This is a genomic window from Pseudovibrio sp. W74, from assembly GCF_001623085.1.
GTDB lineage: Bacteria > Pseudomonadota > Alphaproteobacteria > Rhizobiales > Stappiaceae > Pseudovibrio.
In genome coordinates, this window is sequence record NZ_LMCJ01000060.1 from 97675 (window position 1) to 111542 (window position 13868).

The 13868-nt window shown below is 50.1% G+C and carries 11 protein-coding genes; 5 read left to right on the forward strand and 6 right to left on the reverse strand.

Going from position 1 to position 13868, the window contains the following annotated elements; all coding sequences use genetic code 11:
- Positions 1-36: 36 nt before the first annotated feature.
- Complete coding sequence (locus tag PsW74_RS25600; RefSeq protein ID WP_063290285.1) at positions 37-504, forward strand: NfeD family protein; 468 nt, start codon at positions 37-39, stop codon at positions 502-504.
- A 2-nt stretch (positions 505-506) separates the two neighbouring features.
- Here PsW74_RS25600 and PsW74_RS25605 read toward each other — a convergent pair whose 3' ends face one another.
- The 3 genes from PsW74_RS25605 to PsW74_RS25615 all read right to left on the reverse strand — a co-directional run bounded on the left by PsW74_RS25605 (position 507) and on the right by PsW74_RS25615 (position 3375).
- Complete coding sequence (locus tag PsW74_RS25605) at positions 507-1367, reverse strand: flagellar motor protein MotB (RefSeq protein ID WP_057461830.1); 861 nt, start codon at positions 1365-1367, stop codon at positions 507-509.
- A 24-nt stretch (positions 1368-1391) separates the two neighbouring features.
- On the reverse strand, positions 1392-2162 hold the full coding sequence (locus PsW74_RS25610; RefSeq protein WP_008551696.1) for a MotA/TolQ/ExbB proton channel family protein: 771 nt from the start codon (positions 2160-2162) through the stop codon (positions 1392-1394).
- Positions 2163-2361: 199 nt separating this feature from the next.
- The gene (locus PsW74_RS25615) at positions 2362-3375 is read right to left on the reverse strand and encodes a KpsF/GutQ family sugar-phosphate isomerase (protein WP_057461829.1); all 1014 of its coding nucleotides are present in this window, start codon (positions 3373-3375) and stop codon (positions 2362-2364) included.
- Between the two features lie 242 nt (positions 3376-3617).
- On the opposite strand from PsW74_RS25615, the gene PsW74_RS25620 reads away from it, so the two are divergent.
- From PsW74_RS25620 to PsW74_RS25635, 4 genes are all read left to right on the forward strand, one after another.
- Positions 3618-5129 (forward strand): outer membrane beta-barrel protein, encoded by a 1512-nt coding sequence (locus tag PsW74_RS25620; protein WP_208988164.1) that lies wholly within the window; start codon positions 3618-3620, stop codon positions 5127-5129.
- Between the two features lie 203 nt (positions 5130-5332).
- Positions 5333-6550: a lytic murein transglycosylase gene (locus PsW74_RS25625; protein WP_063290283.1), complete on the forward strand. Its 1218-nt coding sequence runs from the start codon at positions 5333-5335 to the stop codon at positions 6548-6550.
- Positions 6551-6612: 62 nt separating this feature from the next.
- Positions 6613-7773, forward strand: coding sequence for a DUF459 domain-containing protein (locus tag PsW74_RS25630; protein ID WP_208980704.1), 1161 nt, complete (start codon positions 6613-6615; stop codon positions 7771-7773).
- 186 nt (positions 7774-7959) lie between these two features.
- Positions 7960-9300: a methyl-accepting chemotaxis protein gene (locus PsW74_RS25635; RefSeq protein WP_208980703.1), complete on the forward strand. Its 1341-nt coding sequence runs from the start codon at positions 7960-7962 to the stop codon at positions 9298-9300.
- Positions 9301-9919: 619 nt separating this feature from the next.
- Here the strand turns inward: PsW74_RS25635 and sfsA are convergent.
- From sfsA to PsW74_RS25650, 3 genes are all read right to left on the reverse strand, one after another.
- Positions 9920-10624 carry a DNA/RNA nuclease SfsA gene (gene sfsA, locus PsW74_RS25640; protein ID WP_063289541.1) on the reverse strand — a complete coding sequence of 235 codons (705 nt, stop codon included), beginning with the start codon at positions 10622-10624 and terminating at the stop codon, positions 9920-9922.
- An 85-nt stretch (positions 10625-10709) separates the two neighbouring features.
- A complete protein-coding gene (locus PsW74_RS25645) occupies positions 10710-12161 on the reverse strand; it encodes a TrkH family potassium uptake protein (protein WP_244271771.1) in 1452 nt (483 codons plus the stop codon).
- 234 nt (positions 12162-12395) lie between these two features.
- On the reverse strand, positions 12396-13811 hold the full coding sequence (locus PsW74_RS25650) for a TrkH family potassium uptake protein (RefSeq protein WP_082830723.1): 1416 nt from the start codon (positions 13809-13811) through the stop codon (positions 12396-12398).
- Positions 13812-13868 lie beyond the last annotated feature (57 nt).

Below are 13868 nucleotides of genomic sequence, written 5' to 3' on the forward strand. Positions count from 1 at the left end.
TATTCCAAACACCGGTAGTTCAGAGGGCTGATCGATATGCTGATTGAGCTGTTCCAAAACAGTATTGAACCTTGGGTTTGGTTTGCCTCCGGGCTTGTTCTTATTGGGCTTGAGTTAGCTGTTCCTGGCTCATTCCTGATCTGGTTTGGGGCAGCGGCTCTCGTTGTTGGCGCTCTGGTTGCATATTTTGATATGGACTGGCGCTGGCAGCTTGTGCTGTGGGGTGTCTTGTCCGTCAGCTTCCTCCTCATTGGTCGTCGTTTGACTGTTAAAGATGATGACAAAGAAGGTGATCCGCATCTCAATAAAAGAGGGAGCCGATATCAAGGACGTGTGTTTGTGTTGAAGCAGGCACTCGCTCATGGCAAAGGCACGCTTGAGATTGGTGACTCTATTTGGCGTGTAAATGGCCCGGATTTACCAGCAGGTGCCCATGTGAAAGTCGTCGGCCAAGACGGCACAACTCTCATTGTGGAAGCGGCTTCAGAAGGCGAAGAGGCCTAGGCCTATTGGTATGGATTGAAATCTGGTGGCAGCGGCGGTTCTTCTGCCATCAGCAGAATTGAGATGCGGCGGTTTGCTGCAAGATATGGGTCATTCGGGAAGAGAGGTTCAGAATCAGCTTTTCCCACTACAGAATGAATATTGTTCGAGGGCAGACCATACTCAGAAAGAATCTGTCGTGCTGTGTTTGCGCGATCTGCTGAGAGTTCCCAGCCAGTTTCACTTGGAGCTGTGATGAGCTGTCCTGTCGTCGTGTGTCCGGTAATGCGGACACGGTTTGGCATCTTTGCCAGAACAGGTGCCATTTTAGCGAGGAGCTGCCTTGTTATCTCATAAGGGTACTTTGACCCTTCCGGATACATTGAACGGCCTTCCTGATCCACGATCAGGATGTTAAGGCCTTCATCTGTTTCTTCAAGAATGATGTTGTTGGAGATCTCTGTGATCTCAGGCATTTCCTGAAATGCCTGCCGGAGCGAAACGACTGCGGTTGCAAACTGCCTCGGCTTCTCGATATCTGCCTTCTTGGTGGTGTGGGTGTTTGCTTCCGGGCCTTGTTTACGCTTTTCCGGATGGCTTTCAGTTGCAAAATCAGCGTCTGTAATTTGCTTCTCGTAGGTGATGTCTTTCATGAAATCGCGTAGTGGCACACCTTCGATTTCAAGAACACCAGCGCGTTTGGTCACCTGTTTGATGCCGAATGCGTCTTTGATCGAGCCCGCAACAACCTGAAGTTTTTGCTTGTCTTGTACCGAGAACGAAATAATCAATACGAAGAAACACACGAGCAGAGACATCAAGTCTGCAAACGTCAGCATCCATGCGGGTGCGCCTGCGGGAGCTGATTTTTTTCTACCTGCCATTGTGTCTCTCCCTTGCCCGAAGGACTAAGCCGCCGCTTCAATCATGTCGCTGCGGCCTTTTTCTGGGATATAAGCCAGCAACATTTCACGGATCAACGATGGGCTTTTGCTTTCACGAATCTGCAAAACGCCGTCGATGACAAGGGTTTGATTTAGCTCTTCCTGCTCAAATTTGGAATCCAGTTTATCGGCGACTGGGATACACACTACGTTTGCGATGAGTGAGCCGTACAGCGTTGTTAATAGCGCAATCGCCATGGAGGGACCGATTGTGGATGGATCATCCATAGTCGCAAGCATCTGTACCAGGCCGACAAGTGTTCCGATCATTCCAAAGGCGGGAGCTGAGTCGCCAAGTGCACGGTATACGCGGGCGCCTTCATTCAAGCGGGTCAGATAGAGATCACGCTCTTTTTCCATCGAGTCGCGAATGAGATTGTAGTCGTAACCGTCAGCTACATACTGCATGCCTTTGGCGAGGGTAGGTTCCTCAATCTCGACATTCTCCAGACCGAGAGGGCCTTCCTTGCGAGCAGTTTCTGCAAGATGAGCGATATTCTCGACAAGTTCGCGAGGCTCGATCTTCTTATGGGTGAAAGCGAGTTTCGCTCCCATTCCAAAAGCACTTAGCAACCCATTTAGCGGGAATCTGACGAGTGTGGCTGCGAGGCCGCCACCTACCACGATCAAGATGGAAGGAAGGTCAACGAACTGGCTGAAGCTTCCACCCAGAAAGATAGCTATCAGCACAGTTACGCAAGCAGCGATAACGCCGATTATCGTGGCTAGATCCATTTAGCTTACCCGAATGTGCGCCTTTGATGAGGCAATTTAACTAGTGTTAATTTGGGGTATTAAGGCTAACCAAATCCTAATAAATGGGAAAAATTGGGTTGTGCTGTTGGAAGATGTGAACCAAATGGATGGCTATGAGAATCAAAATGCCCGAGGATGAACACATCTCGGGCATCAAAGAGCTTGTTCCAGGTGCGGGTCAGGCCGCGCCGATTTTCAGAAGATCAAGTGTGCGTATGATTCCAACTGGCTTGTCATTACTGACAATAAATAGTGAGCTGATCTTGAGTGAGTTCATTACTTCCAGTGCTGATGGTGCCAGAAGTGTTTCTTCAATTGTTTTTGGATTGTGCGTCATGACATCCTCAACTTTCATATCGAGAAAGTTCGGGCTGATATGACGGCGTAAGTCACCATCCGTGATGACGCCAATGAGTACTCCGTCATTATTGGTGATGCCAAGAACGCCAAACCCTTTTTGGGTCATCAAGACGAGAGCTTCTTTCATGAGCATACCGTTTTGAGCAACTGGCAAATGATCCCCCGTGTGCATGACATCTTTTACATGCATCAGGCTCGCACCTAGTTTACCGCCAGGATGGTAGACCTTAAAGTCTTGGGCTGTAAAACCTTTTGCTTCCAAGAGCGCAATTGCAAGTGCATCTCCCAGGGCGAGCTGAATTAAGGTGCTGGATGTGGGAGCCAATCCATGAGGGCAAGCCTCTGGTACTTTAGGCAATGTTAGACAGATATCTGAGGCTTGACCAAGTGCACTAGCTGCGTTGCGGGTGATAGCGATCAACGGCACCTTAAAACGGCGTGTGAAGCCGAGGAGGCTTGCAAGTTCTTGGGTTTCGCCTGACCAGGACAGCGCAATAACCACATCATCTTCGGTGATCATGCCAAGATCACCGTGGCTTGCTTCGCTTGCGTGTACGAAGAAAGCGGGCGTCCCGGTGGATGCTAACGTCGCAGCCAGTTTGGTACCAATGATTCCACTCTTGCCAATACCGGAGACGATTACGCGACCTTTTGAGTGAGCGATTGTCTCTACCGCCTTTGTGAAAGGCTCTGCCAAGCCGTTGGAAAGACTTGCCTGTAACGCGTTGAGCGCAGCAATCTCAGTTTCAATTGTCTTTGCAGCGGAGTGTATCCACTCATCAGCCGGGCGCAGAGGACGGTCTTCATGCGTTAGAAATGATGGCATATGCATTTGGCACTACTTCTTAGCTTTGCTCTCAGGAGCACAATGACGCTTTTGCAGCAAGATTCCTGCACTAAATAAGAGTGCATTGTGAACACTCTGGGGCAAGACTTGGTTTCCCCTCTACCAAATCTGAATGGATAAAACAATCAGAGGTAGAGCGTCTCTTTGCAAGGAAACGTTAACCATGTTCGGCGAGTGTGGGGCTTGTTGAATTTCCTTCATTTGAAGGTGGATTGCTGGAATATTTTATGTGGTTGCGCCCAGACGTTTTGAAGAGCATTCAAAGCAGGTCAATTCTGACCTGTGTTTTGATGCTGGGTGCATTTCCGTGGTGTTATGCAGTCGCGCAAACCAGTGATCTGGAGTTAAGGGATAGCCTTGCTTTTGAGAGTGATCCGAGTGCGGGCTTTGAAAATCCTTCTGAAACGGATGCGGCGCCCTTTGAACAGTTGATTGAAGAAGGACCATCACGCATTGGAGCTCAGGCTCTCGTCCCGACTGTTAACCAGCAACTCACTGGTACTGGTCGCAGGAGTAGGGCAGCTAAGTTTTCGGAGAGAGTTGCAGCTGCTTCTCGTCTTTCACGACCCGTTGGTGGAGGTGGGAATTCTGATGAGGGTATTTTTGATGGAGAGACTGTTCAGGACCGACCTATTGGCATTCAGCTTGGGTCGTTACGCCTGACGCCGTCGTTTGATGCTGGCCTTGGCTGGACCGACAATGCTGAGCAGGCAAATGGCGGTACGCCGGATGGGTTTTATGAAGTTGATGCGGCAGTTGGTGTGGTTTCAAATTGGGAGCGGCACGGACTCGGGTTGGAGCTTCGGGGTAGCCTTCGCGCTTTCTTTAGTGAACCTGACAATAACCAGCCTGTTGTCACCGGTCGTGGGAATGTGCGTCTCGATCTGGGTGACCTGACAACTGCCGGTATTGATGGTGTTTATTCATTTTCGCGAGAGGAGCGGTCCTCTGCTGAAAATGAGGCGTCGACTGGGCGTACCAATTCTGTGCAGGAAATTGGAGGTAGATTCTCACTCAGCAGGCAAGTTTCGTTGGTTCAGCTGCGTGGTGGCATTGGTGTAGACCGTACGATTTACGGTGGGCAAATGAGCAGTTCGCAGCCTCGCGATAATACTGTATTTGATGCCACTCTGCGTACGTCATTTGATAATGGAGCTGCATTTGAACCTTACTTAGAAGGTGGGTTTCTTGTCCGAAAATACGATCAAGATTGTAGCGGTGATCCATCTTGCTTCGATAGAACATCGCGTGGTTACTTTGTAAAATCTGGTCTTCGTGTTGATCGTGGACCTAAGCTTCGGGGTGAGTTTGGGATTGGTTATCGGGCTGAGTATCTGGATGACAATCGCCTTGATGCTTTGCAGGGGCTGATTTTCGATGGAGCTTTTGTTTGGTCTCCTACACGCCGGGATACTGTGACCGTTGGTGGAGCAACCAGCTTTAGCGGAACCAATATCAGTGGAGCTTCTGGTTCAATTCTTTATGCGGGTGATGTTCGATATGCACATCAGTTTACTCAGGACCTGGTTGGTGATGTCCAGTTTGGCTACACTTACAGGACGTATCAAGGGGTAGATATTGTTGAGCAGGAGGGAACTGGATCCTTCGGCTTGGTGTGGGCTTTCTCCAAGGATGCAGCACTGCTTTCTCGTTATACGTTCCGTGCGTTTGAGAGCTCCTCGCCAAATAGCAACTATACGAGCAGCCTCATTGAAGCTGGCCTTCGGATAAGACGCTGAATTCTTGAAGTGTTTTGGAGCGCGTTAATTTTTCAGAGATGCATCTAGTAAAAATTGACAAGCTTAAAAAGGGGTTTTGATTAAAAACGGCCTTTTTTTTACCATGGTTGACAGTCATGGCAGTAATGCCTCCGAGGGCTAAGCAAAAAGACTGCGCAAAGTGCGCCTAACAACCTCCCATTCGGGTGACTGGAGAAAGCAGTATGCGATTTTCTTCTTTGCCAGCTGTCCTGTGCGCTGGGTTTCTATTTTTCAGCAACTCCTACGGCTTTGCTCAGGGGAATGATTTTCAAAAATGGATTGCAAGCTATAAGCGGACTGCTGTAGCTCAAGGCGTTAACGCTCAACTCTATGATCGTGTCTTCAAGGGGATGACCCCTGATCCACGAATTAAGAAGAGTGCAGAGAACCAACCTGAGTTTACGCGTGCTATCTGGCAGTATCTGGATAGCGCCGTTTCAGAGGATCGGGTGCTCCACGGGCGCCGCATGGTGGATGAATGGTCTGGTTGGCTTGATAAAATCGAGGCAAAATATGGCGTAAACCGTCATGTCGTGCTGGCGATTTGGGGCATGGAAAGTTCATATGGGCGTATTCTCGATAATACATCGATTGTTCGTTCAACGCCTCGTGCTCTAGCGACACTGGCTTATAATGGTGGCCGTCGCGGAAAATATGCACGCAAGCAGCTTATTGCTGCTCTCAAAATCCTTCAAAATGGTGATGTTTCGCCTACGCAAATGCGGGGGTCCTGGGCGGGTGCCATGGGGCATACGCAGTTCATCCCGACGACTTATCAGGCCTATGCGGTCGATATTACGGGTGATGGAAAAAGAGATATCTGGAATAGCATCCCTGATGCGTTGGCTTCAACAGCAGCCTATCTCAACAAGATGGGTTGGCAGTCAGGGCAGACCTGGGGCTATGAAGTTACTTTGCCGAAGAACTTCAATTACCGCTTAAGCAACCAACGCAAACAGCAGTCTGTTGTGAGTTGGGGCAAGCTTGGTGTGAAGCGGGCGAATGGCTCGAAGTTCCCACGTGGTGCTGACATGGCACGGCTTTATACACCTGCTGGAGCGAAGGGCCCTGCGTTCTTGCTGCTCAAAAACTTCTACGTGATCAAGCGCTATAACAACTCAAGTGCTTATGCGCTTGGGGTTGGGCACCTTTCTGATCGATTGTTGGGACTTTCTGGTTTTGCTGTGGAATGGCCGCGTGGTGATCGCCCTCTGACATTTAGCGAGAAAAAAGCGCTTCAGAAGGGGCTTTCCGAGAAGGGTTATAAACCTGGAGCTGTAGATGGAAAGATTGGTCAGAGGACCCGTCAGGCTATTCAGGCTTATCAAAAAGCGTCGGGACTGGTTCCAGATGGTCACGATTCAATAAAGCTTCTTAATAGGTTGCAAGGTAGAACATAATCGGGTTTCCTAATGGCAGGAAACCAATGCTGGTGGTTGGTTCCTGCTGGAGACTCGCGATTATGCAACGATCCTTTTTGTCCTTTGTGTTTGTGGCACTGATAAGCCTTTGCTTTGTCAGTGTTTCTGTTGTGCCCGTTGAGGTTGCAGCTCAGGTGAGAACCAACAGCACAGGCGCCCCCAAAAAAGGCAACAAGTCATTCTTTGGCTGGTTGTTTGGTGGGGGAAATAAAAGAATCGAGCAGGCGAATCCTACAAGGAAGAAGCGACGCAGAAGTACAACGCGAAAAAACCGTAGTGCTGGCGTTGCTGCAGTAAACACTCCCAAGATCGTTGAAAAAGAAAAGAGTAAGGACGCTAAGGTCCTTCTGGTCATTGGTGATGATCTGGCGATGGGATTGGCTGATGGTTTGAAGGCCGTGTATGCTGAAACGCCTTCGATTAAGGTCAAGAAGCTTGTTTATCCTCAAACTGGACTTGTTGCAGATAAAAATCCGGACTGGCCGGAAGACGTGACAGCTGTGCTGAAGAGCGAAGATGTGGGTCTTGTGGTTGTTTCTTTGGGCGCACGCGATAACCGAAACATCAAAGTTGTAGGGCAAGGTGTTATTGATGGGCAGCCTGCCAGCTACGCTGAGGAGCTGCAGTTTCAAGGGGAAGAGTGGAAGAAAGAATACCGCTTCAGGACAGCGTCCTTGGTTGCAGCCGTCCGGAATGAGCAATTGCCTCTGATTTGGGTAGGCCTTGCGCCTGCAGAAGAGTATCTTACGAGTGCTAACTTCAGCTATCTCAATGATTTGTTCAAAGAGCAAGTTGAACCAGCTGGAGGTATCTTTGTCGACATTTGGGCTGCCTTCCAAAGTGAAGAGGGGGAATATACGCCTCATGGCCCGGACATTACTGGTAAGCGCCGCCGATTGAGGGCGAAGGATGGGGTTTACTTTACCTGGGCTGGATACCGCAAAGTCGCCTACTTTGTTGAGCGAGAAATAGCACGCATATTTGGTAGTGCGACGGCCTTCATTTTTGAAGGTGTGAAAGATGATCCAAACTTTATTGTTTTGACCGGTCGTCTAACGTCTCCTGAAACTAAGCTTATCGGACCTGATGATAAAGGCGGGAAAGCTGCTGCGGGAAGTGATCTGTTTAAGCTGACTGTATCTGGAGAAGTGCTGCCAGAAGTTTCTGGTCGAGCTGACGACACACGTTGGACTGGATTTTAATATTCGAAGTATTTTTTATTGATTGAGCTTTGAATATTAGCGCAGAATCAGGAATCTCTGCAGAAAATTAAATTTTATCGCTGTTTTTTCGAAAATGTATGCAATTCACAGCCTCATGGTAGTGTTCTGTTTACATACATGGGTAACATTACTCACATTAAACTTATGGGTGAAGTGGGGCTATTGATGGTTACCCAACCGCATGTTTTTAAGCTGTCGATGGTAGGCAAATTTGTCTTGGTCGTATTTCTGGCCATGTCAATCATGTCGCTCGGCACGCTGTTTTCCTTTGTCACAATATACGATGCGTTGACGTCTGCTCTGGGAGATGAGGCGTTAAGGTCGCAGCTTATGTCTGATCATGGGCAAAGCGCGCTAGAGTCGCTGCTTGTCGACAATCTCATGTACATTGTGATGGTCTGTGCGCCTGTGGGAGCTCTGTTCTTTGTTGTGGCTGTCGTCATTGCACGGGGCATGCGAAACAACATGGCTGCGTTGCAACGTGGTCTGGATGCGCTGGCTGAAGGGGCATTGGACACTGAGATCAAATGCATAGAACGTGGAGATGAAATCGGGGCGATTGCTCGTTCTATTGCTCAGTTCCGTGTTGTGCTGAAAGATAGGGCTGAAGCAGATGCAAAAGCAAAAATACAGCAGGAGCTGGAACTTGCAGATGCACGCAAACAGGCGTTAGCCAGTGTTGCCCAGGAGTTTGAGGCTTCAGTTGGTCATGTCGTGCATGATTTGCTGGAGATCAGTCAGGCAGTGGAGACACGCTCCAGAGAGCTGGATGCGAGCGTGCAGGGTGCTCACAGTGCCATGACATCTTCCAGTGATGTCGCGCAAACCACACAAACCTCAGTGAAAGCATTGGCTGAAGCGGCAGAAGGTGTGTCGCGTTCTTCGGGGATGATTGGTGATAACACCACACAAGCTGCCCGTTTTGCGCAGGATGCTGCCGTGCATGCGCACAAGACCAATGAGATTGTTGGGCGTTTGGTGGAAAGCGGGAAGGCTATTGGTGAGGTGATCGAGCTGATTGATCAGATTGCTGACCAGACTAACCTGTTGGCATTGAATGCAACAATTGAGGCAGCACGTGCAGGGGAAGCGGGGCGTGGCTTTGCTGTGGTTGCAAGTGAGGTGAAAAACCTTGCTGGCCAAACCTCAAAAGCTACCGAAGAGATTTCAACACAGGTTGAGTCGGTGCAAAAGGTTGCTGAGCAAGCTGTGACAGCGATCCGCTCAATCGGAGAGACAATTGAGCAGATCAATTCCTTATCAACTGGCATTAATGAAGCTGTTGGTGATCAGAAGCAGGCAACTGAGGATATCTCTCGGGATCTGAATAGCGCGCACCAGAATGTGTCGCAGGTTGCGACAGACATGCTGGATTTGGATAGTGGGTTTCAGGGCACAAAAGATGCTTCGAATGACCTGCATCAGGCTGCTGGAAAGCTGGGTCATCTCTCCGAGAACTTACGATCTGAAGTGGCAAGCTTCCTGGAGAATGTGAAAGCTGCTTAATGTTCTTTGCATGCCTGCGGGCAAACGATGGTGAGTGGTATTTGAGAAAAAACTTATCCCCCTTAAGCAAATATGCCCCCATACTAACTTCATGCCCACGTGACGGGCAGCTGGCGGACCGTCCGTCAGCGTGTCGTGGGCTGGGTGGGGCTTTTGAGAGAGGTAACGCATCTTTCAAAGGTCCGGTGGAACCGATTTTCAGACGTGACTGCATGGTCTGAGAGGAAGGGCCCAAGCATGAGGGGCATCACGCAGTGGCATTTGCTGGTCAGAGCAATAAATGTCAGGGACAGAGGACCTGTTTAGGCCGGGAAACTTGCCAAAGCAAAGCCGTTGTCTTTCCAGGAAACTGGCTATCGTGTCTTTCAGGATAAGAGGCGATGTTGTCCATATCAAAATGCCCGGGCAAGGCGCGTAGCCAATGCCAAAGACTCATTTCTAACAAGTAGCGCAGGCGTTGCCTGCCGCCTTGCTCATCCCGACTTCCGGGAACTTCAGTTCAACGCTGCATGGGGTGCCATGCGGTGCTTTCAGTGCAGGGGCAGACTTGTCATCAGAAAACGTACTTTTAGCCAAGCCACAGTCATTTGATACGCTGCTCTTCTTAAGCTCTTCCGCCTCAGCACCGCACCTCAATAGCCCGGTCTGCGATGATCTCGTTAGCATCCAAGCGGCACCCAATCGCATAGACTTCAACGCCGGCTTTCACAGCCGCATCAAAAGCCTCTCCGTACTTCGGGTCAATATCGCGGGCCAGAACGAGCGCATCGCAATCATCGCGCTGGATCAAAAACACCATTGCTGAGCGATGGCCTTCCCGGACCATATCTGCCAGTTCATCCAGATGCTTCGCACCACGTGCGGTCACAGCATCAGGGAATTCAGCAACACCACCCTCTCGGGCCAGCGTCACGTTCTTCACCTCAACATAGGTGCGCTTGTCACCCTCACCTTCCAGCAAAATGTCGATGCGGGAGTTCTTGCCATACTTCACTTCACGGCGCAGCTTTTCATAACCGCCAAGCTCAGGAATGCGCCCTGCTTCAATCGCCTCTTCGACCAGGCCATTCGGACGACTGGTATTGATACCCACCATCGCACCGTCAATCTCGAGCATTTCCCAGGAGTATTTCAACTTGCGCTTCGGATCATCATTAGGCGTCAGCCAGACCTTAATGCCCGGATCTTTTAAACCCATCATGGAGCCCGAGTTGGCGCAGTGCGCTGTGATTTCAGCACCGCCATCATCGAGGGCCACATCAGCCAGAAACCGTTTGTAACGCTTAATCAGCCGGCCAGTGACCAGCGGTACATCAAATCGCATAGCGACCTTCCAAATTATTCAGAGTATTCCCGAAAAGTGGCTCCGGTTTTCGGACAAGAATACGCGCCAAAATGAAGACTGAAGATTATTTGGACCAGAAATCAGGATCCAGAAGAATGAGAACCGTAAACAGTTCCAGACGCCCCAGCAACATCGCAGAGCATAAGATCCATTTCACTGGATCAGGCAGCGCAGCAAAGTTGCCAGATGGCCCGATCATGGTGCCAAGGCCCGGGCCAACGTTACCAACGGATGTCGCAGCGGCAGACACAGCAGTCACCAGATCCAGATGGAACAGAGAAAGGATCAGCGTCAGTATACCAACGGTGCCGATGTAAACCACGAGGAACGCAAGAACAGAGAACGTCAGTTCTGGTGTCAGGTGCGTGTTACCGTAGCTCACAGAGATCACGCGGTTAGGCCGCACCATCCGCCGCATATGCGCGATCACGGTTCCGAAGAACACGAGAAAACGGAAGACCTTGATGCCGCCCGTTGTCGAGCCTGTACAGCCACCAACAAACTTGAGCAGAAACGCAAGTCCAATCACCGGAGCTCCCCAAGCAGTATAATCCCCCATGGCATAGCCAGTACCCGTCACCACAGAAATCACGTTAAACGCAGACTGCAGGATCGCACTGCCAAAACTATCAGCATTGCCAGAAGTACCGAGATAAATCGTCAGAGCAAGAGAGATCAGACCCACCAGCCACAGAAACGCCCGCACCTGAGGATCACGCCACAGCAACAGCGGCTGCCCGCGCAGCGCCTGAATGATAAGCACGAATGGCAGCGCGCCCACAATCATGAAGACAACCGCAATCCAACCAGTCACCGGATTGGTAAAGTACCCGAAGGAGTTATCATGCGTGGAATAACCACCTGTCGCAATTGTCGTGAGACCATGGTTAAACGCATCAAACATCGTCATGCCAGAGAACCAGTAAAGCACGATGCAAAGGCTGGTCAGAAACAGGTACGTCAAACTGATCAGGCGGATCAACTCAATGGAACGGCTAACAATCTTCTCACTCTGGTCGGAGCTTTCGGTCTGAAACAGTTGCATTCCACCAATGCGTAGAAACGGTAAAAGCACGATCGCCATAACGACGATACCAACCCCGCCCATCCACTGCATCAGCGAACGCCAAACAAGCAGCCCCGGTGGAAGTGAATCAAGACCTGTCAGAACTGTAGAGCCGGTGGTGGTGAACCCCGACACGGCCTCAAACGCAGCATCAACATACGCAATACCCAGCCACAAAAACGGCAGAGCCCCAAATGCAGGCAATGAGACCCAGCATAAAGTTGTCAGGATAAAGGTCTGGCGCGTATCCAGCCCATCACGCAGCGCACCACCCATGGCCACGATGAGCAACATGCCAACCAGACCGGTAATTAACGATGAAATAATAAAGGCTTGCCAGTCAGCATTACGCGACACAACATCCACAAATGCAGGGACAAGCATGGCAGCAGCGAGGCCGACATAAAGGTACCCAAGCACACTTAAAACCGGTCGTATGGAAACCAAAATCAATCCGCCGATATAAAATCCAATTTAACCCGCCCGCTAGTCACATATTGTCCCTTAACGGACGAGATTGGAACGGTATGCTCTCAAACATTTATGAAGCATTGGTTTTAGGCCACTTAGTGATATCTGGCAATTGAATTAATCGGGCAACTACCTATTCACACAACAAGAATGAAACCGGATAGCCCAAACATGCTCAATGCACGGAATCCCTAGTCTTTCAGGGACGTAGCGTCAACGCCAGAATTGAGGATTAAACAGCACCAGCACCGTAAAGAGTTCCAATCTCCCCAGCAACATTGCCGCAGAAAGTACAATTTTCGCACTGTTGGGGATGTCAGCAAAGTTTCCAACGGGGCCAACCACATCACCAAGTCCCGGTCCGACATTAGAAACCGCCGTCGTCGCTGCACTCATAGCCGTCACCAGATCCAGACCAAGTCCACCAAGAATGACGGTAATCAACCCTACCGTGGCCATATAGACCACTAAAAACGCAAGAACCGAGAACGCCAGTTCAGGCGTGATCTTTGTATCGCCATACCGGACAGGAACCACCTGATCAGGCCGGATCATCTTATTCATGTACGCACGAACAGTGCCAAAGAACACGATAAACCGGAAAATCTTGATGCCACCACTGGTCGAACCTGTACAGCCACCAATAAACGTCAACATCAGGAAGAAGCCCATCATCGGCGGGCCCCAGGCCGTGTAATCACCAAGTCCATAGCCCGTTGTGGTGATGATTGAAATCACCACAAACAGCGCTTCAACCACGGCACGGCCAAACGTGAACTTATTTTCAATGCCAAGATACAGAGCAGTCAAACTGGAGAGGACAATGATAACAAAAATAAAGACTCGTGCCTGAGGATCCTGCAGAAGTGCTTTCGGATTCTTGGTCAAGGATTTGATCAGCACAACAAACGGCAGTCCTGAGGCCAGCATAAAGACCACAGCCACCCATTCTGCAGCAGTGCTCTCAAAATATGCAAAGGACGCATCGTGAGTAGAAAAACCACCAGAGGATAATGTCGTCATTGCATGGTTCACAGCATCAAACAACGTCATGCCAGAAAACACATAAAGGATTGTGCAGGTCAACGTCAGCATGATGTAGACGCCACCAATCAAGCGCGTCAAATCAGTCGCACGGGCAACAATCTTCTCTCCGCGGTCAGAACTTTCTGTCCGAAACAGCTGCATCCCGCCAATACGCAGCAAAGGCATGAGCAAGATCGCCATAACGATGATGCCAACACCGCCGATCCACTGGGTCAGGGAACGCCAGAACAACAAACCCGGAGGCATACCATCCAGACCAATCAGAACCGTGGAACCTGTGGTCGTAAACCCCGAGACGCTCTCAAAAAAAGCGTTCTCAAAGCCGATCCCGAGGCTGAGAAATGGCAGAGCGCCACAGACTGGCATCACAATCCACGATGCTGTGGTCAGCAAAAACGCCTGTCGAATGGTGAGGTGTTCGAGTTTGTAGTTGGCCGTAGAAACAGCAAGCAGCAGGCCAAGCAAACCAACAAACAGAGAAGAGAGTGCAAACGCAATCCAGTCCGGATTGCTGAAGTAAATGTCCAGCAATGCAGGTGCCAGCATCAAAATGGCCAGTCCAACCAGAAAATATCCAAGCACCCGTAATACGGGACCCACCAGTGCCATAATATCTCTCATTTTCAGATGGGCTTCGCC